Below are 26,164 nucleotides of genomic sequence, written 5' to 3' on the forward strand. Positions count from 1 at the left end.
GGCTGACTCCTGGGATCGTTTGGAGTCCCGGGGGGAGTCTTTCGGCGAGCTGGGCCAGTTCCTTGTGGTTCACGGCGAGCCTGCCGGTGAGGTCTTTGATGGTGAGGGCCAGCCGTTTAGCTTCGGTGCGGGCGATTCGTGCCACGGTGTCGGTGGTGTTGGTGATCCGCCAGGCTGCGATCGTGGTGATCTGTGCGTCCGTGAGTGATGGACGCGGGCGTCGACGCCCAAATCGGTGCCGCGCAGCAGTGCCATGAGGGCCTTCCGGTTTGCGGTGCGCTGTTGGTCCAGGGGGGAGTGTGAGGCGAGCAGTATCCGCAGCGCCCGGGTTCCTGCGGCGCGGGGTGTGATGATGTGGTCGCGTTCCCTGCCGAGGACTGACCGCGCAGCAACTTCTGCGTCGATCGGATCTGATTTGCCTGTCAATGCGCGTGACGAGCAGATGGGCGGCCTCACTTCACCTACTTCAATGCCTCCGGCATGCAGGGCCCTGGGTGAGACGGGCGCCGTACGAGGGATGTTCCCTCCACGGTAGCCAAGGCCGTTTTTCGCCGGTTCGTCTCCGGATCCATGCGAGGGCTCGTTCCATTCCCGTACGAAATAGTGACTTCGCGGGTTGGCAGAGTGAACGGTAGGGATGTTCGCGACGTAGCCTGTCAAGGCGACGAGCTTTGGCTTGCGCATGGCCGTCGATGATCGCCCTTCGCCTGGTTTTCGGTGCGTGTCAATGGCGAATACAGCTGAAGCAGGCCGCCAGCGACCGCATGCCATTGACGAATTACCCTGGACTGCACAACTTGTCCAAGCCGTCAGAAATAGTTGTATGGCCGGTCAAGCGCGATTGATATAACCGATTTGGGTCAATAGGCGACCGCGCCTCTTCTTACGAAGCCGAAATCCGTTGCTAGACGTGAGGCACTGCCGATAGAAGCTGCCTAACTGAGTCTATGAAAGACGCAGCCTGAGGGTAGCTTAATATTGGGTACCCACAAACGAGTTCCACTCCAACCTTTCTCAACTTCGCCTCGGAGCTGATACAGGGTTAGCACCGGCCGGTTTGTGGTGCCTGCCCCAAGAGTCCGATCGGTGGGGGACAAAAGTGTGCCAGTACCCTGCGCGATGCTGCGATCACGGCGCACAATTACCAGCCCTTCAGTTATAGGATCGGAGGCGCCAGCGAGCGCATTAAGAGCAGTGACGAACGCCGGGATCGACCAATCTAGATCCGGGTGAGAAGAGAAAGCCCCGACCAGCGAAATTAGGTCTCCTATTGGAAGCGTCGTTTCGCCGTCCTGGAGGGAACTTATTGCGTGGTCTAGTTCTGCATATGATTCAGCTCCCCAAACTGGAGGGAAGTAATTGACGCCACCGACTATGAGGCTGTATCTTCCCGAATCTATGACGGTGGAACGAGTGGGTTTGAGCCCCTTGGAAGTTATGACGTGCAACTCGTCGAGTTTGCCATCCTCGATCTGTCGGATGAGAGTCTGGTTGGCGTCATTCATCTCGGAAAACAATATAAAAAGACTTCGTGGCATGTACACCCGCATCATCATTGGATCGCGGTCATAACCGAACATACGGCAGTGCTGCCAGAAAGTATCTACCTGGGGAGACTTTGCTGTGCGGCAATAGTAGACCGTCTGAAGCCGAGGAAAGGTAACTCCACGTCCTAACGTGTTGCCCCCAATAAAGACGTTGTACCCGACGTCAGCGTCTATCGCCGAGCTCTCAGGCGTCACCGAATTGAGGACAACCGTGCCCACGGTTAGGCTTTCACTCAAGCATTTCCTAGCATCGCTCCAAGATAGTAGATCGGGCTTTGTGGACTTTAAGTCCTCCCACGCATTCCTGAGCCAGGGTGCGTCGTTTGACTGGCACTCCGCGTACAGCAAGCCGAAAGCTGTTGTCACGCAAGACTCGAGGGCGGCATGGACTCCGGTGCTTACCGACGGATGGAGGAGGAAATTACAATTCTTCGGACCTCCGCTCTGCTCCGCGTGTGCGCAGGCGATGAGGAAACTGGCCAGCGCAGCCAGCAGACCCTCCGCTGGAGCGAGAGTGTCTACCATGTCTTGTAGTTCGTCGGACGAGGTCGAGCGGTTGGTAAACGGCCCTGGATTGCTGTAGAAGAAATCACCACCCAGATACTTTTCGCCGGGTCTGAAATATGTTACGAAGGACGGTCGAAATCCGGATTCTTCACTTTGGAGAAATACCGCTTGAGGGGTTGCCGTTACCTGCAGGTAAAGGCTGCTGGTCCCGATTTCTCTAAGTTCGTTCACGCGAGTGTTTATCGTGCTCTGTTCACGTTGATTTACGCGAGTATTGGGACTGGCAGCGTCCGCCTCATCGTCGACAATGAAGATAGGGCGACCTATGAGATGGCTCGCGGAACGCAGGAGGTTGCGCCACTTTGTCAACACGTGCTTGTTTTTCTTCAATACGATTATTGACGGCTTTCGTGAGCCAACGCTCATGAATCGTACATCATCGTTTTCGTCGCACACATTAAAGGTATCTAAAGTTTGCAGGGCGCGTTTGTAAGTCTGCCGTTGGAGTGCACGATTATCGCTAGTCAGGAGTACAAAAGTGGTGAAGCCGGGATCAGCATCTGCCGTGGCGCTTACCACCCCAAACATCTGTCCAGTTTTCCCACTCTGAACTTGACCCAGAAGAAGGCCCACAATCCGCTCTCGATGAGAGAATGTTTTGACGTGGCCCTCGATGATTTGATTAACGGTTTGTCGAATGGAGAGTGCCGCTTCAGGCTGCTGCGCTTCGACTGCAGCGATGTAGTTCTCGAAGTGGGAGGACGAATTAGACACTGAAGTCAAGCACCCACCTATTCTCGCCTACGTACTTCGTTAGTGTCAGGGTGCGCCGTCCGTAATCATCCAACGCTGCATCCGTCACTCGTTCTCCTGCTACCAAGACACCAGCGTTTTCGAGTCGTCCCTTCATCCACTTACCGAGCGTCCGGAGATCACCAGCTGAGCGGAGATTCTTCGAGTAGTCGCCACTAACCTTACAATGGAACGACCACCCGTCATCTGTCACTACGGGGAATACTCCGCCTGATCCGGCTCGTTCTGCTTGAGGGTACCCTTCCAAGCTTGTAATGGAGTTGCCTACAATCAACTCCACCTCGTACCAGGAACGGGGTAGTACGAATCCGTTGCGGTTTTCGCGCCCCTTGCCGAAAGACGCGTTTAGTCCGCTGCTTTGACTTTTATCACCCTTCAACGGTATCGAGAATCTGAATTCGATTGGGCGAGCTATGATGGCAGCCACGTCGTGAGGCTTGACTCTTTCTGCCCCTATGTGATCTGTCAGAAGAAGGTTAGACGGTTCCACGATCTTGGGTGACAGCTGGTGGAGAGGCTGAGACGCATGCGATACGAGGCGACTAATCAGTTCGTCCACCTGATCTGCAGCCTGCCCGACTATTTCGCAGTCGACTTCGTACAGACGTGAATTCCTTGAGATGATATTGGAAAGGTTTGAGGACCCAACCAGCGCAGTGAGCACGCCACCGTCAGATCGAAACGACACCGTTTTACCATGGTAGGGAAAAGCGGTCACTAGGCTTACAGACCCAAGTTCGTGTTCGGATAGTGCAGTATCAAGCTGCCTGAGAGCTTCCAGCTGCGTTCGCGTTAGTCCTTCAAAGTTAGCCATGCCTACGCAAAGGTCCAGATAGGGCGCGCCGTTCTCGGCAATCACCCGAGTAAGGTCCACTACAGCTTCGGTACTCACATAGCCACAAGCTATGGCCACGCTGTCAGACTCACGCAACAGTCGCTCGAACACCGAGGGATACGTTTTGTTCGCCGTGGTCAGCGGCGGAAAATTAGACGCGAGAATTTTCGAAGATTCACTCACCCGCATGAGTCTCCCATACGTCCGGGAAGGTTTCTGGTAGGGCGGGAAGTACGTGTCCTCGCTCGTGCGCTAGCTGTACTGCCCAGGGAGGTTGGTTGAATCGGTGTGACGACTCGCTGTAGTTGCTGCGAATGAGGTGAGGACCTCCGGTTGCAGAGTGGGAGTTGCTTAGACAAACACTCTCGACAGCCAGGAGGTCCTCGATGTCCCACGCTAATGCTGCTCTGACTCCACGCCAACGACTTCGAGTGGCGCGGCTGATCGTCGATCAGGGTTGGCCGGTGTCGCAGGCCGCGAAAGCGTTCAACTGTTCCTGGCCGACGGCGAACAGGTGGGCGGAACGATACGCCGCGATGGGCGGCGCCGGGATGTCGGACCGGTCGTCGCGGCCGCACCGGATTCCGAACCGGACATCGCCGGATCTGGTCCGGAAGATCGTTCACCTGCGTTGGAAGAAACGGCTGGGTCCGGTCCAGATCGGAGCGACGGTCGGCGTTCCGGCGTCGACGGTCCACGCCGTCCTGGTCCGTTGCCGGCTGAACCGGCTCTCCCATGTCGACCGCCGAACCGGTGAAGTGGTGCGCCGTTACGAGCACGAGACGCCGGGCGCGATGATCCACGTCGATGTGAAGAAACTCGGAAACATCCCGGACGGTGGTGGCTGGCGTTACGTCGGGCGGCAACAGGGCGACCGGAACCGGTCCGCGACGCCCGGCAAACCGCGCAGTATTCATCGCGGGCCGAAGATCGGCACGGCGTTCGTCCACACCGTGATCGAGTCGCTTACGCGGAGATCCACGACGACGAAACAGCGGCCACTGCGGTCGGTGTTCTTCGCCGGGCTGTGTCGTGGTTTTCCACTCGAGGCGTCACCGTTGAGCGGGTGCTCTCCGACAATGGCTCGGCCTACAAATCCCACCTCTGGCGTGACACCTGCACCGAGCTCGGAATCCGGGTCAAGAAGACTCGCCCCTACCGTCCGCAGACGAACGGAAAGATCGAACGCTTTCACCGCACCCTCGCCGACGGTTGGGCCTTCAGCAAGCACTACACAACCGAATCAGCCCGCCGAAACGCGCTCCCGTCCTGGCTCCACGAATACAATCACTGTGAGTCTTGATCATGGCTGGTCTGGGACCGGCTGGCAGGATGGCTACTGGCCGCCCGGCCCCGAGAATGTGACTCATACAATCATTGACATTGATTGTCTTGCTATGGACTTGTCCATCTTTGGGGTGGGTGGCCGGTACCATTCCGGCCCACCTCGGTAGCTTGATCAGAAGATTGTCCACCCCATAGCGGGGCGTGACCCATCACAGTGCTGTTCCGACGTGACTCCTACCCGGACTGGTACCGGCCGTTGACGGCCGTTAACCCATGTCCTTCGTTCTTCGGAAAGGTGCCGTGACCGCCATGCCCATCGTCGCTCATGCCCACCCATTTGTCGTGGGTGTCGACACACACGCCCGCAACCATGTCTACGCAATCCTCGCAGCCAACACCGGCGCCCTACTTGAATCCCGGTCGTTTCCCACCACTGCGGCCGGAATCAACCGGGCCATCAACTGGGTGGCCCGCGGCACCGGCGCGGATGCCGACACCCTCTGGGTCATCGAAGGCGCCGCGACTTACGGGGCGATCCTAGCTGTAATGCCCGGAGAGGTTGGTGACGCGGCTGGCTGGTGGTTGACCTTTGAGTGAGGTGTGGCCTCGGTGGTAATTGTAGTGGTGGAGCCAGTGAGGGAAAGCAGCCACGCGTGCGGCTTCTGAGATGTACGCGGTGGCGTAGGCCCACTCATCGAGCAGGGTGCGGTTGAAGCGCTCGACCTTGCCGTTGGTTTGCGGCCGGTACGGGCGGGTGCGTTTGTGCTTGATGTTAGGTCCGAGGGCGTCGGCGAAAGCGTGCGACCGGTAGCCGTTGCCGTTGTCGGTCAGGACCCGTTCGACCTTAATCCCTTTTGATGTGAACCAGGTATTGGCTCGGGTCCAGAATCCGGCCACGGTTTCCTTCTTTTCATCGGTGAGGATTTCGGAGTAAGCCAGCCGCGAGTAATCATCGACGGCATTGTGAATGAAGTGATAGCCCGGGCGGCGGTTGGACGCGGTGCGGGTCTTGTTACGGGTGCCGGCTGCCCTACCCACCGCCCGGTGACCACCGCCGTCGGGGATCCGTCCGAGCTTCTTGATGTCCACATGCACCAGATCCCCCGCAGCGGTGTGCTCATAGCGCCGGATCACCCGGCCGGTCACTCGGTCCAGCCAACACAGCCTGGCCAGCCGGTACCGGGTCAGAACCCGGTGGACCGTCGAGGGATGCACCCCGAGGTGATACCCGATCCGTGCCGGGCCCCATCGCCGATTGACCCGCATAGCGATGATCCGACGCTCCATCCGCCGCGGGGTTCTGCCCGGGCAGCGATGTGGGCGGCTGGAAGCGTCCTTCATGCCAGCCGGTCCGTGTTCGCGGTACCGATGTGCCCAGCGGGCGGCAGTCGTGGTCGAGACCTGGAACCGTTCGGCTGCCCTGCGCAGCGGCCAGCCATCATCGACAACACATCGAGCCAGTAACAGTCTGCCCTTCGGAGTGAGCAGGGCGTTAGGGTGGGACATTGAAGACCTCCTGGTTAGTGGATGCTCTAGACAAGCCCCACTTCACCCGGAGGTCTTCTTCATGTCACCAAACCACGCCGATCGTCACTAACCTCTGTGGTCAATACACCTAGCCGGCACAGTGGCCTCCCATGGTTATCCGATCGCCGAGGCACCACGCATGGATGCTAAGAAACGCCGCGGCGTGGGGAAAACCGACGCCTTGGATGCCCACCAGATCGCGGCCGCAACGCTACCGCTGCTCGTGGAAAAGCTACGCCGCCCCCGGCTCAATGACGGGATCCGCCAAGCGGTACGGATTTTGACCACCGCCCGCGGCGCCATGAGCGCCGACCGCACACGATCGGTCAACGCACTCAAACGCTCTGGTACGTAGCAACAACCTGGGGGTCGATGCCCGCAAGTCCCTTACCGCCTCCCAAACTTCGGACATCTCTCGCTGGCGGCCCCGCGAGGAAGAACTGTCCCTGTCAGTCGCCCGGAACGAGGCCATTCGCCTGGCGAAACATATCCTCGAGCTGGAAGAGCAGCTCATAAACAATGAGCAGCAGTTGGACGAGCTGGTCAGGGTCAGCGAGGCCGCGCCCTTGCTGGAAGAGAAAGGGTTCAGGGCGATCAGCGCCGCGAAGTGTCTCACCGCATGGTCACACGAAGGCCGGGTCCGTAACGAGGCGGCTTTCGCCTCTCTGGCGGGGGTAAACCCCATCCCCGCCTCTTCCGGGAACACCGTCAGGCATCGACTGAACCGGGGCGGCGACAGGGCACTCAACAGCGCACTGCACATGGTCGCGGTAACGCGGATGACTCACGATGCAGAAACCCGTCAGTACGTGGAAAAACGACGCGCCGAAGGTCGTAGCGACAAGGAAATCCGCCGCTGCATCAAACGCTACGTGGCCCGCCGCATCTATCGGACGCTTAATGCCTCATCCGAACCAATGAATGCGGCTTGACAGACATAGAAGAGTCCACAGACCCCACACCGCCATCGGAGGCCACCCGCCCATCACCCGGTTGACCAACCTGGCTGGGCAGTACAGCTAGCGCGACTACCGCCGCTGATCGATCGGATGGTTTTCCCGATCGGCGTCGGAGTGAAACTCATCGTTGGCTTCGTGCACAGAACTTGATCCACGGCGTCTCGCTGCGACGATACCTCCGGTGGACGAACCAGCAGGTGAGCGGGAGCTGCTCCCAAGATCTTGCGCCTGATCGCAGGCGAAAACGATATGAGTCTGTTCGAACGCCACGAGTGCAAACACTTCCTAAGCGGCTGCCGGTGCTCCGGCCAAGTTATCGAGCCACCTAATGGCACGCACAACGAGATTGTCATAGATGCCTTGTACGTTGAAAGCGTGGTGAGGTGACCGACTCAGAGCAGTTTTTGGCTAGCTATCTACTCGTGCCGGTATCCTTGTCCGTGAGCTCCCGCCTAACACTTCTGAGGTCAATCAAGATGTCTGTGCTAACTGAACGTCCAACCGTAGTCTCTTTTTTCGCGGGATGCGGAGGGCTCGATTTAGGGTTCCAGCAGGCCGGTTTCGAGATCATCTGGGCAAACGACTTCAACGAATGGGCGTGCCAAACCTATGCAGCCAACTTCGGCACTCACATTGTTCATGGGTCAATCGAGGACGTGGACATGGAAGCCCTGCCAGACTGTGACGTCATGACCGGGGGGTTCCCTTGTCCTGACTTCTCAATGATTTGGAAGCGAGGGGGTATAGAGACCGAGCGTGGCAATCTCTACACTTACTTCGTTAAGGCAGTGATGGTGAAGCAGCCCAGGATGTTCGTCGCTGAGAACGTCAAGGGACTTCTCTCCGCAAATGGAGGGAAAGCGATGGAACGCATTACGCAGGACTTTGCCGCGGCCGGGTACAAAGTACATGCCAAGCTTTACAACTTTGCTCAGTATGGCGTTCCACAGCTGCGTGAACGTGTACTCATCATCGGTGTCCGTGAAGATCTCGCATATGAGTTTCAACCCCCAGAGCCAACCCACGGTCCTGGATTCCCCCACCCGTATGTGACCGCAGGCGAGGCGCTGGCGGGAGTCGAAAGCGTACCCCTGAATAATGAGCATCAAAGGATACTTCCCCGCACGGTTGAGCTTCTAAGTCTCATTCCTGAGGGCATGAATTTTTCAGCGGTGCCGAAGGAGCACCCTCGCTACGTTAAGGGCATGATCTCGCACGTTTACCGTCGGCTTCACCGGGACAAGCCTTCCACGACCATCATCGCGGGTGGCGGCGGAGGGACGTGGGGATACCACTTCGAACACAATCGTCCGCTCACGAACCGTGAAAGAGCTAGACTCTTTGGCTATCCGGATACGTTCCGATTTGAGGGGTCGATCACGGAGGTGCGTCGGCAGATTGGCAATTCCGTTCCCCCTACGGCAGCCAGAGTTGTTGCTGAAGAGTTACTGCAAGCCTTCGTAGGTAGTCCCAAGGAAGCGAGCAAGACGGGTAGCTAACGCTGAGCATTCTCTGCAAGCCGGGCGAGTATCCGACGACGGGACGGACTTTTGATGAAGCACTCGAGAATGTCGATATGGATTCTTTGACTCCAGAGCAGCGAAGCTCAAATATGGCCAAGATCCCAGCAAAGGATACGAAGCCAGAGATTCGGGTTCGTCGCCAGCTCCATGCGTTGGGTTACCGTTATCGGCTCCACGATAGGCGCCTGCCCGGCAAGCCCGATCTGGTCTTTCCCGGAAGGGGCAAGGTCATTTTCGTGAATGGATGCTTTTGGCACGGTCACAGTTGTCCAAAAGGCCGACGCTTACCGAAATCTAACCTGGAGTACTGGTCTTCCAAACGTCAACGCAATCAGGAGAGGGATGCAACGCAGCGGCAAAGACTACTAGAGCTCGGCTGGGAGTACTTGGACGTCTGGGAATGCGAAATGCGACCTGGAAGTACCTACATAGCCCAAATCCAGTGTTTCCTGGATCCGTGACCGTGCCGAGGTAGGGGACGCGCCCCCTACCTCGCTTCTACAGAGCAAAGCGATGTCGGTGCAGGGAGAGTGGAGGAGGACCTGGGATGAGTTGGAAGGGAACCGAGCAATAGTTGTTTCATACGAGCTAGAGCTGCATTTACCGGAATCGGTGCCCGGGCAACACCGTCGATGCAAGAACTTGTCGTTGGACTGATGCATACCCTGCCTGGCACGGATCCACTCCTCGAACTGTGCAAACTTGCGCACCCGGCGCCTGGCACTGCCACGGCCAGATCCTTTCACCAGCCCAAATTCCCGACGCAGACCTGACACTCGAAGGCGCTCGGAGCGTAATCTCGCCTGACCAGGATGAGAGGAGCCAGCGGAGCGAAATTTCGTCGCGATGTGCAACGTGCTCACAAATTCACCAGCGCTTCTTGCGGTTTCAAAGCCTCTGGAAGGCTCGGTCTTTCGACAGCTGGAGTTGATTCAGCCCATATCTTGCCCTGGGGAAGTTTTACCTCGACGTCCCGCAAAACGGCGTGATTCTTTGCGAACAGCACCATTGGGCTTTCGACACTGTCGGTGACGGTCGAATAGTGAGCCGTTGTGACGGCTTGGCGTCTAGTGGTCGTTGCAACACCTGATGGATAGGAGTTGCAAATATGGCCGTCATGAAACGAGCGAGAAGGGGACGAGGCGCCCCTCCAAAAAACGCTGCCCGCGCTCACTATGATCAGATGATGAAACAGGGGATGGGGAATTCTGAGGCCTGCCGAATTATCGGTATCAGCCGAAGCTCAGGCACGCGGTGGCGGCATGGCCACACAGTCATCTCGAAGACGGGAGACATCAAGAAGTACCCTCCAATCTCACGACAAAAGCCACCGATAATATCCGCCCGCTTTCTATCGGAGGCAGAACGAATCACTATCGCAGACCTGCTCCATGCCAAACGAAGCGTCCGGGCCATCGCTAGAGAGCTCAAGCGCAGTCCCTCCACCCGTGAGCCCGGAGATTCGCCGGAATGCACATCAGCCCCCTGGCAGTTACCGACCGCGCACAGCTCAGCGCAGCGCCGAGCGCGGGCGAAGTCGTCCTCGGACCGGGAAGATCGCCGCCAGTTCGGATCTGGCGGAATTCGTGAGGAGCCATTTACTAGAGCGTTGGAGTCCGCGCCAGATCTGCAATCGGCTACGAGTTGAGTTCTCGGACCGCGCCGAAATGCAGGTCGTACCCGAAACCGTGTATCAGGCCCTGTATGGGCGAGGAAGCCTTGATCTGGCGGTCGATCCTGCCATTTCGCTGCGCACCGGACGAACCGGCCGTCGACCGCGCAGGAGGAAGGAACATCGAACCGAACGTTTCCCAAACATGGTGATAATTGGCGACCGGTCGGCAGAGGTCACCAGCAGATTGGTGGCTGGCCATTGGGAATCTCAATGCTTCTGTCAAGCCGCCTGAGCGGTGATGCGTGGCATTTGTTCTTGGTAGGTCGTGTGGTCACGGAGCATTGCCCAGAGGACGTTGATGCCGCGTCTGGCGAGTGCGATGAGGGCCTGTTTATGGTACTTTTCTTCTCCGCGTTTCCGGTCGTAATAGGTTCTGGAGGCCGCGCTGTTCTTGAGGCTGGAGAGGGCGGCGAGGTAACAGGTTCGCAGGAGCCTGCGGTTGAAGCGGCGTGGGCGGTGCAGGTTCCCGCTGATTCTTCCGGAATCGCGAGGGACGGGAGCCAAGCCCGCAACGCTGGCGAGCCGGTCGACTGAGTCGAATGCGTCCAGGTTGCCGCCGATGTTTGCTAGGAAAGTTGCGGCGAGAATGGGGCCGAACCCAGGCATGGTGAGCAGAACATCGGCGCTGTCATGCTGCCGAAACAGCTCGGTGATTTGGGCGTCGATGTCGGCGATTTCTGCATCGATAGTGCTGATTTGCTGGGCCAGCCGGACGACCAGGGCGGAGCCTGTGGCTTGAGTGGGCAGGACGGTATGCTGCGAGTTCGCGGCTATCAGTGCCTTCTCGGCTATCTTGGCACTGTTGCGGCAGCCGCGTTTCCTCAGCCAACCGGTGAGCCGGGTCAGTCCTATCCGTCGGATGCTCTCGGGGGTCTGGTAGCCGCTCAGGAGGAGCAGGGGCGCCTTCTTTGAGTAGTCGAACGCCCGCTCGAGGGCAGGGAAGTATTCCAGCAGGGTGGCGCGGAGCCGGTTGATCGACCGGACGCGGTCGCAGATCAGATCCGTGCGGCGGGCGGTGAGCAGCCGCAGGTCCACGCTGATCTGGTCCGCGCCGCGGACCGGCTGAAGGTCGGTGCGCATCCGCGCCTGGTCGGCGATGATCTTGGCGTCTTTCGCGTCGGTCTTGCCATCTCCGCGGTAGGTCGCCGCGGCGTGATGAACTATTCGTCCGGGAATATAGAGCAGTTGCTGGGCGTGGGCGGACAGCAACTCAATCAACAGGGCCGCGCCGCCGGCGTTCAGATCCGTGGCCCAACAGACCTCACGACCGTCCGCGATCTCCGCGATCGTGGCTATGAGTTCGAGGAGTGCGTTTTCGTCGTTCTCGACCCGTTTCGAGAGCAGCATCGCGCCTGTCTGATCGATCACGACGCAATGATGAGCTCTCTTGCCCGAGTCGATTCCTACCCAAAATGCCGGCATATTCGATCCCCTTTGATCAGCTCCAATTTCGGTTGGTCCCTGTCGATAACTGCGCCGGCACGTCCTTACCCAACGATCAATGTCGTAATTCTCAATCAGCGGTCGAGTCATCGGCGGGTAGCGGGCGGCCATTCCCAGTGAGCCGTCCAAGCGGCAGGGAGACCTGTGCCATACCCGCCACCCGAGGGTGATCGAAACACTACGACAGCTCCGAAATCACCCTCAACAAAATCGTAAGGAGGGGGACCTCATCATCGGGAAGGGCAGCCGATCGGCGATCGGAACGCTGGTCGAACGCACCACAAGGTTCACGGTGCTCGTGCATATGGCCGGCAACAGGGGAGCCGAGAATCTACGTTATCGGTTGGTTGACACGATGAGCACACTCCCCGCGCATTTACGCAGGTCCCTGACCTGGGATCAGGGTACCGGGATGGCCTGTCATCAGAACTTCACCCGCCGGACACTGATTCCGGTGTACTTCTGTGATCCCGCAAGCCCTTGGCAACGTGGTTCCAAGAGAACACTAACTAGCTCCTCCGGCAATACTTTCCTAAGGGGACAGACCTAGCGGTCCACAGCCCGGAACACCTCATCCAGATTGCTAACGAACTCAACCGACGACCGCCGAGATCCTAGGCTGGCAGAGCCCTTCGGAGCAGCTCGCTAGACTAATTCCACCCCCCGACGGACTCATAAACTGTTGCAACGACCGCTGAAATCCGCCGCCACAAAACGGCTCACTTCTCGACCATCGCTGACACGACACCCATTTTCTGGTCCTGCGGTCGGAGTCAGGCGTGACTTCGTGGAAATCGGACCAAACGCGCTCGAACTGGTTGGGGGAGATCAAGCGACGCCGGCTACGATCGCGGGCTGTTCGGGACGAATTAGTCAGACCAGACTTCCTGCTGCAGATTTTCGACCGGGACTGCCCCCGGTTTTGTTGACTCCTTGACCTAGCGAGCTTGTGCTCGTGGAAGGATGTTGACCATGTATGGGTGATCAAATCGCACTTAGTATGTTTAGTGTCACTATGGTGCTAGTCTGCACACGTGGACTATACGCCGACCGCATTGGGTCAAGAGATTAAGGAATTGCGTGAGCGTCACCAGATGAGCCAAGAAGCGTTGGGGGCGAAGGCGGGTTACCAGAAGGGCGCGGGTGTTTCGATCTCGCGAATCGAGTCGGGAATCACTCGGCCCAGTACCCCTCGTCTTGCTGGCATTGCGGCTGCACTCGGTATCACTGCTGCGGGCCTCGAGGGCCGTGCAAGGACTCGGTCGAGAGATTACACGTCGGTGATGCAGGAATTTGGGGTTAGTGCAAGCGGAGGGAAACGCCGCGTAAAGGATCGACTGGCGAAGATTCAGCAATGCACGAAATCGCGCACCGATCGTGCAGAAGAGATGGGAACGTCCTTCAACGGTGCTCACAAGTTGGCTCGCGACGCGTTCTTCCTGCGCTTCGTGCGAATCGCGGGTGGCATCAAAGATGCACCTATACCGACAGCGGGGACGAAGGATGAGATGCCCAGCCCTGAAGACGGTGTGCCCAATGCCCAATCGATCGCTGTCGGCATGCGCATCGTGTCGAGCAAGATAGTCGCTGCGCTTGTCGGTGCGGCTGGTGGAGCTGTGGCAGGTGCCGCCGTGGGAGGTGCGGCGGCTTATGCGGCATTCGTTGGAGTGGCGTTGCGTGGTTCAGCTTCCACTGGCGCTGCCATTTCCGGCCTCTCCGGGATTGCAGCAACTAATGCCACGCTGTCGGTGCTGGGTGGCGGGACTTTGGCGGCAGGCGGTGGCGGGATCGTTGGGGGCACACTTCTGCTCACCAGTATCGTGGCTGCGCCTACAGTGATTTTGTTCGCCAGCGGCCTATATCTTGCCCATCGTCGAAACAAGGCGCAGGAACTCAAGCTTGATGCTCAGTTAGACGATGCGGAGACATCGCTCAACGCCACTCAAGAAGGATTCGAACTTCTCACGCAAACACTTACGAGAGCCACAACGACCCTAGAATACATCGGCGTTCATGCGGTTCATGCATTAGAGAAATGGGAACAAACACTCGGCGCGCGACCAATAACCTGGAAATCGTTGACTGCCCACCAACAACAACGTTACCGCGATTTCGTGGACATCGCTGCTTGCGAGTTGGCCATTGACAGCATCGAAACTGTTCAATTCATGACGATGGAAGGTGCGGAACTACAGCGATTAACAGCGACTGTCACCGCAACGCTTGACTACGCCGAGGCGACGGTGCGCGCGCTCGTTTAGGACCCGCTTGGGACTGAAACGACTCGTCAACGAAGTCTTGCCAACGACGAGGTCGAACATAGATCGCGCCAAGGACCGCCGATGTGGCTAAGGCGAATGCTATTCATGAAGGCGAAATTGGAAAGGCAATATGGAATACAACCCAATAAAGGTGCTGAATCGTGAGCGCGCGGATGACCTAACGAAGATGCAAGAGACGGTGAATGGGTATGAGCAGACACTCGCTTGGTATGACGCCATAGACCCCAATGCATTGGCGAGGCAGGCGGCAGTCGAGGAAATCACGGTAACCAGGTGTGAGAGCCGCCTCGCCGATCTCGAGAATGTTCTCGAGGTAACGAATAGGCGCTTACGGAGAATTCGATCGGCCACTCGCCCTGGTTGGAATCCGCGCTACTGGCTCTCAAAAGAACGTAGCGATGCGAAGAGCGTTCTGGCTCATTTGATTGTTGAAATTGAACGGCGCGAGGCAACTCGGCGCCAGTACGCCGACGAGTTGGCGCATACCCAGACACGAGAAGCCGATGCGCGGGAGTCACTCGATCGGTACTGGAGTATCGATCGGAAGGCACTCGAAAATGAACTGGCGGAGCTGGAATTCTCCATCGCGCGGAGTAGCGCTGAACTCGACAAGTGGGAGACTCGCGAGAAGGTCCTCGATGAAGCGCTTGCAGCTCCGGTGCGTGAGATATCGGTCGCTCAGAACCGACTGGCGTCGTCGCGGGGCGAACTCGTTTTAGCCAAACAGTTCGAGCGCCGGCTAGTCGACGCGAGCAATTCGTACGAGAGAAAGCTGACCCATGATGAGTGCCAACGAAGATTTGGAACCGGTACTCCTAGGGAGGTCATCAAAAGAACCAACACAGCCATTGATCGTGCCGAACGAGATATAGCGAAGCTGGAACGTCGAATTGGGGAAATCGGACGACGAGGGATGCTGGACCCTCGAATGCTGATCATTGATGGCAGTAACTTATGCTATGAGGCTGACAAGCTCATCGGCCTCTTCGCTCTCCGGGAACTGTGCGCGCGACTGCCCAGTGAAATCAAGGTCGTCGTGGTCTTCGACGCATCCATAACCAGAAAGCTCGGCCTGCCGAGCGTCGACGCCCTGCGCTCTAAGCTTCCCGGGATTGAGGTCCACCTTGTAGCGTCAGAAGAGGGCGCAGACGAGACCATTCTTGATGCAGCTGAACGCTCTACAACATACGTCATTAGTAACGACCGTTTCGTTGATTATCCTGAGAAGCCCGCGGTGCGCGCCAACAGGCTTATCCGTCATCAGATCCTCGACGGTCGCATCTTCGTACACGACTTGTCGATCGACGCAATGTACATTAATGGACGCTGACTACGTAGTTGAAGAGGCGGGGGCCCGAGATGATCATGGAGAACGAGGCCGAAGTATGCTCGGACTCACGGCGACTCGATCGCCTTCCCGATACGCTGGCCACGCTGTCGTTGGGAAAGATCGGGCAGGGCTTCCAAGCTACTGACGGGCCTCAGTCGCACGCACGCGGAAGTGGTTTCGTCGGACTCACGACGCTGGGACCAGCTGCCAGCGATGCTACGCACAGGGAACCTCGCGCGCTCTCATGCTGTTGAGCTTCGCGGTCAGCTGTTCGACTGCCGCTGATAGAAGTGGTTCCAGTGGTAGATGAAGCTATTCCTTGTGTGCTCTGAGAAAGCAGGGCAGGTCCGTCCTTCTAAATGGACTGTCAGTGCGTCAGTCTTGAGAAGCGGGTTGGAGCCGACGCGAATGACGCCGGCTGAGTCTACCCCGATGTAGCCGTGTTCGAATAACCGGTCACACCCGAGCGCGCATGCGAGCATGGTGTTTGCTCTGAAATCTAGACGCTCCTCTGTGCTGCAAAGGGCCCTTCGCTTAATATGGGCCGCGATCAATAGGTCCGGTGGCAGGACCCTGCCACACAATGAACACGCGTGGCTGTTGTTTAGAAGATTCGCTCGCAGGAACTGTTGTTCGACCCGGCGCGTGCTCTGCACTATTGCGTCCGTCTCGGTCCAAAGCGGATCAGCCTTATAACTGTCAAGCTGTTCACGACCAACGTCGAACGCCAGACCCCCCGCGCAAAGGAGTCTAACCAGGTGATTGGAGGTGACTTCGGGTAGCGGGGACAAGTAGGAGAGCCCGGGAGCGCCGGATGAATTCATTGGTCCAACCCCCGGACCAAAGACGGGCTGCAGATAAATCAATTCGAATTCGACGTCGCGGAGAAGTGGGTCGACGAGCACCAACTTGCCCCAGTCATAACCGGTAGGTTCGCCATACCCCTCGGGACGTTCGGCTTCAACGCTTGTTATTGCAACAGTGCTGATGCCCCGCAACAGTCCTTTTGAATAATGGAGGACAAGGTCGCCTCGCCGCATTTGGTCTAGTGCGGGCGTCCAATCCTTGTGCCCGGAACGTCCGTCGGACCTGTAGTAAGAGGCCCACAACGAACCTTCTGCGAAAGCGGATTCGAAGTTGTAACCTTGATTCGCCCACCAGCAGGGCCGCATATCGCTGAGATGAGGGAGATCAGAGGCCGATAACAGGGCAGAAATGTGAGTTTGATCAATCCACGGGACGCCGAACTGGTCAAGTACTGACGTAGTTTGCTCGCCGCCCGAGAAGTCATCCCACGTAAGTTCCATGCCAGCGTGGCGACTAGCGGCCGCGACGAGGGCCTTGCTATCAATATGTTGTCCGTTGTGAACGGCTACGAACTTTCTAGAGGCGCTGAACCCATACTTAGTGCGGAAGGCAGCTCTGGACATACCTGCTGCTTCTTCGAGCGCAGCCCGCATAGCCTCCTGATCTATCCCAAGCGGGTTCCGCGGCACGAGGCTGTCCCTCCCATTCCAATCGAATGCACCGATAATATAGTCCGTTCTAGTTGCTGAGTCGATTATTGTCGACTGCTTCGAAGGCAGGTGGAGCCTCTAGCCCGGATCTGCACCGCGAACCGTCGTCTACGCCCAAAATGCGACCACAGGGGGCAAGGTCCGACGTTCGTGTGGAGATAAGGAAACGTCCTCTCCATGATGCGCGCCAGCCGGTGTACGACAAGGTCCGACTGAATGTGCTGGTGTGGCAGATCGCTGTGAACGATTGGGGCATCTCTTCCCTCACCGAATGGGCACCCCTTGTGTTTCGGTGCTACTCCACCACCCGCCGCAGCTCCGAACGGGTTTCCCGGTACACCTCGACGGGGTCATACGCCTTCCCGCCCGCCGCGAGCTCGCCCCAGCGCGCCCACGACGCCCGCCACACCGCTACCGCCACTTCCGTCAGCAGCAGCACGGTCAGCGCGTCGATCCTGTCCTCGACCTGCGACGTGATGCGAGCACGCAGCTCGCCGGCCAACACCTGGTCCTGCGCGGCCGCCCACGCAAGAAGCTCCGGCTCCTTCGCCAGGAGGCGCATTACGCGGGCATGGTCGCCGTAATCCCCGCTGGTCTCCAGCGCCATCACGGACTCGGCCATGGCTTCGATGTCCCGCAACAGATCCGCAGGGTTGGCAGCCGACGTCTGGAACGCCCGGACGCCCGCCAGCATCCGATGTTGTCCGGGCAACGCCGCATGTTCCTTCCGGGTGAAGTAGCGGAAGAACGTCCTCGAGGAAACACCGGCCAAGTCGGCAATCTGCTGGACCGTCGTCGCCTGGATGCCCTGCTCTTCGAACAGCTCCAGCGCCGCACGATGGATCTCGCGCTCGGTATCGAGGCGCCGTCGCGCACGTAAGGAGGGGACACCGTCGTCGTTCATTTGTCCTCCTATGAAACTGGGCACATCAGCAGCTGTCAGCTTACGACGACCTGTCACATTGTGACACTATCGAGCGACCCTTCGATCAGAAACAGGTAGCTCATGCCGCCCTCTCCCGTCCGCGAGGACCGATCCGTTCACCCGGCCACCGCCGTCGAACCTCAAGCACCTACGCGCGTCGCGCCGATCATCGCGGTGCTCGCGCTGTCCGCGTTCGTGATGATCCTGAACGAGACCGTGGTGGGCGTCGCCCTGCCCAACCTGATGCAGGAATTCTCCGTGACCGCCACAGCCGTGCAGTGGCTCACCACCGGATTCCTCCTCACCATGGCCGTGGTCATCCCCACCACAGGCTTCCTGCTGCAGCGCTTCACCACACGCACCCTTTTCACCGCGGCGCTCCTGCTGTTCATCGCCGGCACGCTGCTCGCCGCCGTCGCGCCGACCTTCGGCATCATTCTCGTTGCCCGCGTGATCCAGGCCGGCGGCACCGCGATCATCCTGCCGCTGCTGATGACGACAACCCTTACCTCGGTCGCTCCCGCCCACCGCGGCACGGTCATGGGCCTGAATTCGGTGGTCATCTCGGTGGCGCCTGCCATCGGGCCGGCGCTGTCCGGCGTCGTCGTCTCCGCACTCGGCTGGCGCTGGATCTTCGGGCTCATGCTCCCGGTGATCGCCATCGTCTTCATCCTCGGACTGGTACTCCTGAAGAAGGGAGGAGAAACACGCAAGGCTCCGCTGGACGCGCCTTCAGTCGTATTGTCCGCGATCGGCTTCGGCGGCCTTGTCTACGCGCTCGCCTCGATCGACGCCGTACTCGACGGCGCGTGGCTCCCGATTGTTGCCTTGGTGGTCAGCGTCGTGGCCCTTGCGGTGTTCGTGCGCCGTCAGCTTCGCCTGCAGCGCGCCTCCGGCTCCACCCTGCTGGACCTCCGCCCGTTCGCCGTGCACAACTTCCGGATCTCTGTGGCCATTCTGATGGTGGTCTTCGCGACCATGATCGGCACCGTCACCGTCCTCCCGATCTACCTGCAGACCGGCCTCGGCGCGAGCGTGCTCACCACCGGCCTGCTGCTCCTGCCGGGCGGCCTGATTCAGGGCATCGTTTCGCCGATCATCGGCCGGCTGTACGACGCCGTTGGCCCCCGCCCGCTGGTGATCCCCGGTGCGCTGCTGGTCGCCGGCGGCCAGTGGTGGCTCTCCACGCTGAATGTCGAGACACCGCTGCCGGTGGTTGGCGGTATGTACGTGATGTTCTCCGTCGGCCTGGCGATGCTCATGACCCCGCTCATGACGGCGGCACTCAGCGCCCTGCCGCGCAACCTGTACGGTCACGGCAGCGCAAGCCTGAACACTTTGCAGCAGTTGGCCGGCGCGGCGGGCACGGCGATCCTCGTCGCTGCGCTCACAGTCGGCGCAGCGACTGCGTCAGCCGGGGGAGCGGCGGAGGGTCCGGCCCAGGCGTCCGGCGCGCAGGCGGCGTTCGTCGTCGGCGGTGTGTTGGCCGTCGTGGCGGTGGTGCTTTCGCTGTTCGTGCGGCGTGTGAAGAACGACGACGGCGCGCACTAGTTACCGAAGAGCGGAACAGCCTCGCCGTGGCCGGGAGTAGTGGTTGACTGGGTCTCACTACTCCCGCCGAGAGAACGAGGACCCATGGCCATCACGGACTTCGAACGCTATCCACTCACATTCGGGCCCAGCCCGGTGCACCACTTGCCGCGGCTCAGCAAGCACCTCGGCGGCGCGCAGTTGTGGGCGAAGCGGGAGGACGTGAACTCCGGCCTGGCATTCGGCGGGAACAAAACCCGCAAGCTCGAGTACATCGTCCCGGACATCCTCGCTGAGGGCGCGGACACCATCGTGTCGATCGGCGGGTTCCAGTCCAATCACACCCGGCAGGTGGCTGCAGTCGCTGCAAAGCTCGGCCTGAAGGCTCTGCTGGTTCAGGAGAACTGGGTGGACTGGCCGATCCGCTCTCCGACCGCGTGGGCAACATCCTGCTCTCCCGGCTGATGGGCGCGGACGTGCGGCTCGACTCCGCCGGCTTCGACATCGGCATCCGTGATTCCTGGAAGAATGCCATCGCCGAAGTGGAGGCAGCCGGCGACAAACCGTACGCCATTCCCGCGGGAGCGTCGGAGCACAAGTTCGGCGGACTGGGCTTCGCCAACTGGGCTTACGAGGTGCAGCAGCAGGAGGAGGAGCTCGGCGTCTTCTTCGACACCATCGTGGTGTGCACGGTGACCGGCTCAACCCACGCCGGCATGATCGCCGGTTTCGCCGCTCTCGAGGACGCAGGCGGCCGACCGCGGCGGATCCTCGGCATCGACGCCTCCGCAACGCTGGACAAGACCCGCAACCAGGTGGCGCGCATCGCGCGCAACACCGCTAACCTCATCGGCCTCGAACGCGACCTGCGCGACGACGAAATTACCGTCCTCGAAGGCTGGGCCGGCGACCTCTACGGCATCCCGGTGGAGTCCACGCTGGACGCCATGCGGCTCAGCGCCTCACTCGAAGCGATGATCACCGACCCCGTCTACGAGGGCAAGTCCATGGCCGGCATGATTGATCTGGTCGCCAGCCGGGAGATCCCTGACGCCAGCAACGTGCTCTACGCGCACCTCGGCGGCCAACCGGCTCTCAACGCCTACAGCGGCCTGTTCCGAAGCTAGGGAACGACGACGACGGCGCCCGCCGGCGTGCTCGATCTACTGCCAGAGCGCCCACGTGGCGGCCTGGATCGCGTCTTCGGGAAGGATGCCGTGCTTGAGTGCGGAGTCGTGCGCCTTCACGCAGCGAAAGTGGCCAGCGCTTCGCGGATGACCTCCGAACGCGTCTTCCCTTCTTTCGCGGCCCGAACGTCGATAGCGGCGAGCTCTTCCGAGGTGAGACGAAGTGCGACAACTTGCGAGGGTTCGGCGCCTCGCCCCGGGCGTCCGCGGCCGCGTTTCTTCAATGCTTCGACGTCGTACCCGGCTTCGGCCTCGGCTGCCCATTCCCTGATTTGATCCTCGGAGAGCGGCACGCCGTTTATCGTCTCTTCTGTGCTCACCGAAATATCGTAATACGTAATCTTCAGGGCATCACGGCTAGCGGACGGCCGGCGTCTTCTTCGACACCGTCGTGGTGTGCACGGTCACCGGTTCCACCCATGCGGGCATGATCGCCGGGTTCAGTCGTGCAACGACGCCGGTCCAGAAGGATCAAAAGTTTCATAGCCAAAGCCGCCCGATGAGCGCATGCTTACCCTGTTGGGGCTTCACGAGGAGAAGTCATGAATATTGCGCTTTGGATTGTGGCTGGTGCCCTGGCACTTTTCTTTCTCGCTGCAGGTGTCACGAAGGCCCTTCAACCAATCGACAAAATCGTGGCCCAGGGACTCACTTGGGCGAAGGAGAAACCCGGCTATGCGCGCACCGCCGGAGCATTCGAAATCCTCGGCGCTCTGGGGCTGATCCTTCCCGGCATCTTCCGGGTAGCGACATTCCTGATTCCGGCAGCAGCCATCGGGCTGGCGTTGATCATGGCCCTGTCGATCGCGTTCCACATCTCCCGCGGCGAGAAGGGGTTCACCATCAACATCGTGGCTCTCCTGCTCGCGCTCTTCGTCGCCTGGGGACGCTCCACTGAGTGGGCCCTGTAACGGTGAGTGCCGCCGTCGTCGGCTTTAGACAGCACGGTGATAAAGTCGGTACAAAGTAATGCCGTCCCCATCGCTGATTCAGCGTGGGTTAACGGCCCCAGCAGGGCGTTCCCGCCACGAAGCACCTTACCGCCGGTATTTGAGCTCCGGGTTGCCGCCCGTCCAAGAGATCGGATCCCATGACCAGGACTTCACGCCACTCCTCACCACGAGCAGGCCAAACACCACCGCGGCTGGACAAGGGTGCCATGCGCATCGTCGCGCTGGGCGGTCTGGAGGAGATCGGCCGCAACATGACCGTGTTCGAGTTCGGCGGCAAGCTGCTGATCGTCGACTGCGGCGTCCTCTTCCCTGAGGAACACCACCCGGGTGTGGACCTGATCCTGCCTGACTTCTCCTACCTGCGGGACCGCCTGGATGACATCGTGGGCCTGGTGCTGACGCACGGGCACGAGGACCACATCGGCGCCGTTCCGTACCTGCTGCGCGAACGCGCCGACATCCCCATCATCTCGGCGAAGCTGACACTGGCGTTCATCAAGACCAAGCTGCAGGAACACCGCATCACCGCCAAGACCGTGCAGGTCAAGGAGGGGGACCGCAAGAAGTTCGGGCCCTTCGATCTCGAGTTCCTCGCCGTCAACCACTCCATTCCGGACGGACTGGCCGTTGCCATCCGCACTCCCGCCGGCCTGGTCCTCGCCACGGGCGACTTCAAGATGGACCAGTTCCCTCTGGACGGCCGGATCACCGACCTCGCCGGCTTTGCACGCCTCGGCGAGGAAGGCGTGGACCTGTTCCTGCCCGACTCCACCAACGCCGACGTCCCCGGCTTCCAGATCTCCGAGCAGGACCTGGCGCCGGCTATCGACGAGGTGATGCGTACCGCTCCGCGCCGCATCATCGTCTCCAGCTTCGCGAGCCACATCCACCGCATCCAGCAGGTTATCGACGCCGCACACCTGTACCACCGGAAGGTGGCCTTCGTGGGCCGCTCCATGGTGCGCAACATGAAGACCGCACGCGAACTCGGCTACCTGAACATCCCGCGCGGCACGCTGGTGGACTTCAAGGAACTCGACAAGATGGACCCGAAGAAGGCCGTCATCATCTGCACCGGATCACAGGGTGAGCCCATGGCCGCCCTGGCGCGCATGGCCAGCCAGGACCACATGATCGACCTCACCCAGGGCGACACCGTGCTCCTGGCCAGCTCGCTCATCCCGGGCAACGAGACCTCGATCTACCGGCTCATCAATGACCTCACCAAGCTCGGCGCCAACGTAGTGCACAAGGGCAACGCGAAGGTCCACGTCTCCGGCCACGCCAGCGCCGGTGAACTGGTCTACTGCTACAACCTCGTACGTCCCCGCAACGTCATGCCGGTCCACGGTGAGCACCGTCACCTGAAGGCCAACGCTGAGCTGGCCATACGGACCGGCGTGGATCCGAAGAAGGCCCTCGTGGTCGAGGACGGCACCACCATTGACCTCAAGGACGGCGTAGCCCGCGTGACCGGCAAGGTCACCGCCGACTACGTGTATGTGGAGAACATGGTGGCCGGCGCCGCCACCGAGGAGTCGCTGCAGGACCGCATCCGTTTGGCCGAAGACGGCGCGCTCACCGTGCTGGCCATCGTCAACCCGGACACCGGAAAGCTGGAGGAGGACCCCGAGTTCTTCCCCGTCGGCTGGGCTCCGAAGGACGGCGAGCTGGACAAGGCAACCGACATTGTCGAGAAGACGCTCGCTCAGCTTAAGGGCGAAAAGACCGGCCCCGATGCCGAACGCGCCATCGCCGAGGGCCTGGTCCGCTGGTCTGACCGGTCACTGCGGCGCAAGCCCGTGGTGACGGTCATCATCGTCGACGCCTGAGTTCCGGTTGATCGCTCGGTCTTACTGCCGGTTCCCTGACGATGGGATCGGCAGTAAGTTCGAGTCATGACAACCGCACGAGTCTCCAGCAGCAGGCGGGTGACAATACCGCTTGAGGTGCGTCAGCGGCTCGCCATCGGGCAAGGGTTCCAGGATCGATTTCCGGTTCATGCCGGACGGTCGATGCGTGATGGAACCGGTCGGCGCGTCGCTCAAGTCGCTTGAAGGCGTGTTTCATCGACCCGATCAAGAGCCGCATTCCTTGGACGAGATGCAGAGCGCCATCGAATCAGCGGCCGTGAGCAAAGATGGCATCATCGAAAGATGAGCCCGAAAAGCCGTACACGCAAGCCCAAGTCGGCGGCCAGAAACAAGAACCGCAGGACCGGCCCACCCAGCAACCCCATCGCGGACGTCTACCGCACCGTCGTGCCGGTATTTGCAGCGGAAGCGGATCATACGTCTTCCCTGCACAGTGAGCTGATTGCATCGGAGCTGTACTCCGTCATGCATCAGACCACGAATCTGGGTCCTCGAATCGATGCCGAGATGTTCGGCGACTGGGTGCGCTACGTCGAACGCCAGCGGGATGCTGCAGCTGCCTCGATGCTATGGGCGCTTGCGCAAGTCGCTGATCCACCAGCTGACGCGGAAGCCGCCGCGGCCGCCCAGCGCCTGATGGATGCAGGCGTAGCGCCGCCGGCGTGGCTTGCGCCCCTGCGCAAGCTTGAGGCCACGGAAGCGTGGATGCTGACGGATGTTTTCGGTGATTCCATCGAACTGGTGATCGAGTTCCGCACCGGACGCCGCAAGCACGGCATGGCCATGACGATCGACACCAACCACATGGGCGGTTACGCCACCAGCCTGACGTTCGACGAAAGCGCACGCAAACTTGTCAAGGACAGGGAACGGTTCGCAGGGCATATGGACGGCCTGATGCAGATTGAAACTGCATCGCTGACCGAGGTGCGGGCTATGGGCATCGCTGCGATTGACGCCACCGACATCACAAGCGATTCCGACCTGGCGCCGGAGTATGCAGCGAACCGTTCGCTGGCACTGAGCCGGCTGCGTGCGCTGCCGGGTAGCGACGTCGTCGACCTCGCCGACCGCCGCATTCCGACTGAAGCCGAGGAACTGTCCCAGTTCGAAAGGGACGAAGCGGAGAACGAACGGCTGGTCGCTGAGTTCCTGGCGGATCTGCAGAAGGACCCGACCGACCACGCGGTCCGTGACTATGAAGAGGAGTTCGCGCGGCTCGCCGAGCTTGCACTGATGTACGGACGCAATTACGACGACGGCCGCCTCCTCCGCGTCAGCCCTCCGAAAATCAGCAACTACGCCGGCTGGTTCCTGCCGCGCAAGGTGATGCTCGATGACGAGGAGCGAGAGGCGCTTCCACTGTTCCTTGAGTCGTGGATTGCCTGGTGCGGGAAGCATCAGCAGCTTCCGGCGCTGGCGATTGAACTGGTGCAGCATGCAGCAGCGACCACCCTTGATTCGGTGGCCGATCTGGTTGAGGAGGGCGAGGAGCTTACGTCACCGGGCATGGTGTTCCTCGAAGGTTTGGATATGGACACGATGGAGGAAGCGCAGGACGCCATTGGGCGCCGGCAGCTTGCCATGCCCTACTTCGGCACGCGGATCGGTGCGGAAGATTATCCGCGGCTGAACGCCAATAGGGCGGACGAGCTGCGGCTGCTGGTGCTCGGTGAGTTGAAGGAATTCCATGGTGTGGGGAAGAAGGAGTATCCCCGGAGCGGTGAACCGGATGGCTCGCCCGTATGGGACGCCGCGCTGCGCGAGCTGGTGATATCGCAGTTGTGGCACAACGACCCGCCGCAGGTCTGGGAAGCCGCCGTGCGGTTGCAGTCAAAGGGCCTGAACCGGTTGGAGATCCTCGCTCAGCTTCAGGGGGCACTGTCCGGGCATGTCGACGCTGCCAAGCTCCGGCCCCTGACCGACGGAGCCGGTTCCGACGCCGTGCATGCCCTGGGCTACGTCGCGTCGCTGGCAACCCTCGGTGCGAGCGAGGGGCGGGGCGGACACCTCCGTCCGGTGTGACTCAATCTCGGCCTTACTCGCCGCCGCCGTCCGCGATACCCGCGTCGAAGGATCCGGCGAAGTTCGCCTCCGGGCCCGGTTCCGCGACACCCGTATAGGTTTGGCCGGAGTCTCCCGCGCGCAAGGCGGCTGGATCGCTGTAGGGGGAGGCGTCGTCGTCGGCTGTCATGAACGCAAGCACGGCATTGGGGGCAATAGCGGCAGCAGCAACCGCGCCCGGAATGCGCAGGGCCGGGTCTTCGGAATCGGGCACCAACTCAACCTGGAACGGTACCTGTGCGCCGGCGTCGTTGGTTGCCAGGTCCTTGACTGCCATAATGTCCTCCGTAGCTGAGCCGGTGTACCTCTGATCGTCCTCGTTTCACCGGCCATGTCAACGCCCTGTTCACCCGAATCAGGGCACGATGTTCCCAAAGTGTCACCGG

19 protein-coding genes and 5 pseudogenes are annotated in these 26,164 nt (G+C 60.2%); 15 read left to right on the top strand and 9 right to left on the bottom strand.

From position 1 onward, the window contains the following. Nucleotides 1–69: 69 nt before the first annotated feature. The 3 genes from AC1MBU_RS05940 to AC1MBU_RS05950 all read right to left on the bottom strand — a co-directional run bounded on the left by AC1MBU_RS05940 (nucleotide 70) and on the right by AC1MBU_RS05950 (nucleotide 3,885). On the bottom strand, nucleotides 70–426 hold the full coding sequence (locus AC1MBU_RS05940; protein WP_479789296.1) for a hypothetical protein: 357 nt from the start codon (nucleotides 424–426) through the stop codon (nucleotides 70–72). A gap of 509 nt (nucleotides 427–935) precedes the next feature. Continuing rightward, complete coding sequence (locus tag AC1MBU_RS05945; RefSeq protein WP_479789298.1) at nucleotides 936–2,828, bottom strand: Z1 domain-containing protein; 1,893 nt, start codon at nucleotides 2,826–2,828, stop codon at nucleotides 936–938. Continuing rightward, complete coding sequence (locus tag AC1MBU_RS05950) at nucleotides 2,821–3,885, bottom strand: restriction endonuclease PLD domain-containing protein (protein WP_479789300.1); 1,065 nt, start codon at nucleotides 3,883–3,885, stop codon at nucleotides 2,821–2,823. The genes AC1MBU_RS05945 and AC1MBU_RS05950 overlap by 8 nt, the downstream gene beginning before the upstream one ends. A 203-nt stretch (nucleotides 3,886–4,088) precedes the next feature. Between AC1MBU_RS05950 and AC1MBU_RS05955 the strand changes: the two are divergent. Both AC1MBU_RS05955 and AC1MBU_RS05960 read left to right on the top strand, forming a co-directional pair. Beyond that, nucleotides 4,089–4,993, top strand: a pseudogene (locus tag AC1MBU_RS05955) (IS481 family transposase); the annotation flags it as partial. Nucleotides 4,994–5,289: 296 nt separating this feature from the next. Continuing rightward, nucleotides 5,290–5,532, top strand: a pseudogene (locus AC1MBU_RS05960) (IS110 family transposase); the annotation flags it as partial. On the opposite strand, the gene AC1MBU_RS05965 reads toward AC1MBU_RS05960, so the two are convergent. Beyond that, the gene (locus AC1MBU_RS05965; protein WP_479789303.1) at nucleotides 5,527–6,495 is read right to left on the bottom strand and encodes an IS481 family transposase; all 969 of its coding nucleotides are present in this window, start codon (nucleotides 6,493–6,495) and stop codon (nucleotides 5,527–5,529) included. The pseudogene AC1MBU_RS05960 and the gene AC1MBU_RS05965 sit on opposite strands and share 6 nt — an antisense overlap. A 109-nt stretch (nucleotides 6,496–6,604) precedes the next feature. On the opposite strand from AC1MBU_RS05965, the pseudogene AC1MBU_RS05970 reads away from it, so the two are divergent. From AC1MBU_RS05970 to AC1MBU_RS05990, 5 genes and pseudogenes are all read left to right on the top strand, one after another. Beyond that, a pseudogene (locus tag AC1MBU_RS05970) lies at nucleotides 6,605–7,448 on the top strand (transposase); the annotation flags it as partial. 410 nt (nucleotides 7,449–7,858) lie between these two features. After that, nucleotides 7,859–8,974, top strand: a complete 1,116-nt coding sequence (locus tag AC1MBU_RS05975) for a DNA cytosine methyltransferase (protein ID WP_479789305.1) — start codon at nucleotides 7,859–7,861, stop codon at nucleotides 8,972–8,974. Nucleotides 8,975–9,087: 113 nt separating this feature from the next. Beyond that, nucleotides 9,088–9,459, top strand: coding sequence for a very short patch repair endonuclease (locus AC1MBU_RS05980; protein WP_479789724.1), 372 nt, complete (start codon nucleotides 9,088–9,090; stop codon nucleotides 9,457–9,459). A 488-nt stretch (nucleotides 9,460–9,947) separates the two neighbouring features. Next, complete coding sequence (locus AC1MBU_RS05985) at nucleotides 9,948–10,088, top strand: HNH endonuclease (RefSeq protein WP_479789725.1); 141 nt, start codon at nucleotides 9,948–9,950, stop codon at nucleotides 10,086–10,088. Between the two features lie 108 nt (nucleotides 10,089–10,196). Beyond that, the gene (locus tag AC1MBU_RS05990) at nucleotides 10,197–10,646 is read left to right on the top strand and encodes a helix-turn-helix domain-containing protein (RefSeq protein ID WP_479789726.1); all 450 of its coding nucleotides are present in this window, start codon (nucleotides 10,197–10,199) and stop codon (nucleotides 10,644–10,646) included. Nucleotides 10,647–10,892: 246 nt separating this feature from the next. Here AC1MBU_RS05990 and AC1MBU_RS05995 read toward each other — a convergent pair whose 3' ends face one another. Next, nucleotides 10,893–12,095: an IS110 family RNA-guided transposase gene (locus AC1MBU_RS05995; protein WP_479789309.1), complete on the bottom strand. Its 1,203-nt coding sequence runs from the start codon at nucleotides 12,093–12,095 to the stop codon at nucleotides 10,893–10,895. Nucleotides 12,096–12,333: 238 nt separating this feature from the next. Between AC1MBU_RS05995 and AC1MBU_RS06000 the strand changes: the two are divergent. The 3 genes and pseudogenes from AC1MBU_RS06000 to AC1MBU_RS06010 form a co-directional block, all read left to right on the top strand. After that, nucleotides 12,334–12,814, top strand: a pseudogene (locus AC1MBU_RS06000) (IS30 family transposase); the annotation flags it as partial. Between the two features lie 336 nt (nucleotides 12,815–13,150). Further along, complete coding sequence (locus AC1MBU_RS06005) at nucleotides 13,151–14,377, top strand: helix-turn-helix domain-containing protein (RefSeq protein ID WP_479789311.1); 1,227 nt, start codon at nucleotides 13,151–13,153, stop codon at nucleotides 14,375–14,377. Nucleotides 14,378–14,507: 130 nt separating this feature from the next. Further along, entirely contained in the window at nucleotides 14,508–15,728 is a 1,221-nt protein-coding gene (locus tag AC1MBU_RS06010; protein ID WP_479789313.1) for an endonuclease V, read from the top strand. 263 nt (nucleotides 15,729–15,991) lie between these two features. Here AC1MBU_RS06010 and AC1MBU_RS06015 read toward each other — a convergent pair whose 3' ends face one another. Together AC1MBU_RS06015 and AC1MBU_RS06020 are read right to left on the bottom strand one after the other, a co-directional pair. Then, the gene (locus AC1MBU_RS06015) at nucleotides 15,992–17,188 is read right to left on the bottom strand and encodes a ScoMcrA-related endonuclease (RefSeq protein WP_479789315.1); all 1,197 of its coding nucleotides are present in this window, start codon (nucleotides 17,186–17,188) and stop codon (nucleotides 15,992–15,994) included. Nucleotides 17,189–17,540: 352 nt separating this feature from the next. Then, the gene (locus AC1MBU_RS06020; RefSeq protein WP_479789318.1) at nucleotides 17,541–18,149 is read right to left on the bottom strand and encodes a TetR family transcriptional regulator; all 609 of its coding nucleotides are present in this window, start codon (nucleotides 18,147–18,149) and stop codon (nucleotides 17,541–17,543) included. 102 nt (nucleotides 18,150–18,251) lie between these two features. On the opposite strand from AC1MBU_RS06020, the gene AC1MBU_RS06025 reads away from it, so the two are divergent. Both AC1MBU_RS06025 and AC1MBU_RS06030 read left to right on the top strand, forming a co-directional pair. Continuing rightward, nucleotides 18,252–19,721: a DHA2 family efflux MFS transporter permease subunit gene (locus AC1MBU_RS06025; protein ID WP_479789322.1), complete on the top strand. Its 1,470-nt coding sequence runs from the start codon at nucleotides 18,252–18,254 to the stop codon at nucleotides 19,719–19,721. An 84-nt stretch (nucleotides 19,722–19,805) separates the two neighbouring features. Next, nucleotides 19,806–20,827: pseudogene (locus tag AC1MBU_RS06030) on the top strand (1-aminocyclopropane-1-carboxylate deaminase). A gap of 116 nt (nucleotides 20,828–20,943) precedes the next feature. Here AC1MBU_RS06030 and AC1MBU_RS06035 read toward each other — a convergent pair. After that, complete coding sequence (locus AC1MBU_RS06035; protein WP_479789324.1) at nucleotides 20,944–21,207, bottom strand: ribbon-helix-helix domain-containing protein; 264 nt, start codon at nucleotides 21,205–21,207, stop codon at nucleotides 20,944–20,946. 222 nt (nucleotides 21,208–21,429) lie between these two features. Here AC1MBU_RS06035 and AC1MBU_RS06040 point away from each other — a divergent pair, with 222 nt between their 5' ends. From AC1MBU_RS06040 to AC1MBU_RS06050, 3 genes are all read left to right on the top strand, one after another. Further along, nucleotides 21,430–21,798, top strand: a complete 369-nt coding sequence (locus AC1MBU_RS06040; RefSeq protein ID WP_479789326.1) for a DoxX family protein — start codon at nucleotides 21,430–21,432, stop codon at nucleotides 21,796–21,798. Nucleotides 21,799–21,977: 179 nt separating this feature from the next. After that, nucleotides 21,978–23,672: a ribonuclease J gene (locus AC1MBU_RS06045; protein ID WP_479789328.1), complete on the top strand. Its 1,695-nt coding sequence runs from the start codon at nucleotides 21,978–21,980 to the stop codon at nucleotides 23,670–23,672. Between the two features lie 324 nt (nucleotides 23,673–23,996). Next, nucleotides 23,997–25,739 (top strand): hypothetical protein, encoded by a 1,743-nt coding sequence (locus tag AC1MBU_RS06050; RefSeq protein ID WP_479789330.1) that lies wholly within the window; start codon nucleotides 23,997–23,999, stop codon nucleotides 25,737–25,739. Between the two features lie 13 nt (nucleotides 25,740–25,752). Here AC1MBU_RS06050 and AC1MBU_RS06055 read toward each other — a convergent pair whose 3' ends face one another. After that, on the bottom strand, nucleotides 25,753–26,055 hold the full coding sequence (locus AC1MBU_RS06055; RefSeq protein ID WP_479789332.1) for a hypothetical protein: 303 nt from the start codon (nucleotides 26,053–26,055) through the stop codon (nucleotides 25,753–25,755). Nucleotides 26,056–26,164: the final 109 nt, after the last annotated feature.

Source organism: Arthrobacter sp. PTI12 (assembly GCF_056679915.1).

What these genes read in the sequence shown, in the direction of transcription:
- AC1MBU_RS05965 (WP_479789303.1), bottom strand. Translation starts at nt 6,495, where the DNA reads ATGTCCCACCCTAACGCCCTGCTCACTCCGAAGGGCAGACTGTTACTG.
- AC1MBU_RS05980 (WP_479789724.1), top strand. Translation starts at nt 9,088, where the DNA reads ATGGCCAAGATCCCAGCAAAGGATACGAAGCCAGAGATTCGGGTTCGT.
- AC1MBU_RS05990 (WP_479789726.1), top strand. Translation starts at nt 10,197, where the DNA reads ATGGGGAATTCTGAGGCCTGCCGAATTATCGGTATCAGCCGAAGCTCA.
- AC1MBU_RS05995 (WP_479789309.1), bottom strand. Translation starts at nt 12,095, where the DNA reads ATGCCGGCATTTTGGGTAGGAATCGACTCGGGCAAGAGAGCTCATCAT.
- AC1MBU_RS06010 (WP_479789313.1), top strand. Translation starts at nt 14,508, where the DNA reads ATGGAATACAACCCAATAAAGGTGCTGAATCGTGAGCGCGCGGATGAC.
- AC1MBU_RS06015 (WP_479789315.1), bottom strand. Translation starts at nt 17,188, where the DNA reads ATGCGGGCTGCGCTCGAAGAAGCAGCAGGTATGTCCAGAGCTGCCTTC.
- AC1MBU_RS06020 (WP_479789318.1), bottom strand. Translation starts at nt 18,149, where the DNA reads ATGAACGACGACGGTGTCCCCTCCTTACGTGCGCGACGGCGCCTCGAT.
- AC1MBU_RS06025 (WP_479789322.1), top strand. Translation starts at nt 18,252, where the DNA reads ATGCCGCCCTCTCCCGTCCGCGAGGACCGATCCGTTCACCCGGCCACC.
- AC1MBU_RS06040 (WP_479789326.1), top strand. Translation starts at nt 21,430, where the DNA reads ATGAATATTGCGCTTTGGATTGTGGCTGGTGCCCTGGCACTTTTCTTT.
- AC1MBU_RS06045 (WP_479789328.1), top strand. Translation starts at nt 21,978, where the DNA reads ATGACCAGGACTTCACGCCACTCCTCACCACGAGCAGGCCAAACACCA.
- AC1MBU_RS06050 (WP_479789330.1), top strand. Translation starts at nt 23,997, where the DNA reads ATGAGCCCGAAAAGCCGTACACGCAAGCCCAAGTCGGCGGCCAGAAAC.
- AC1MBU_RS06055 (WP_479789332.1), bottom strand. Translation starts at nt 26,055, where the DNA reads ATGGCAGTCAAGGACCTGGCAACCAACGACGCCGGCGCACAGGTACCG.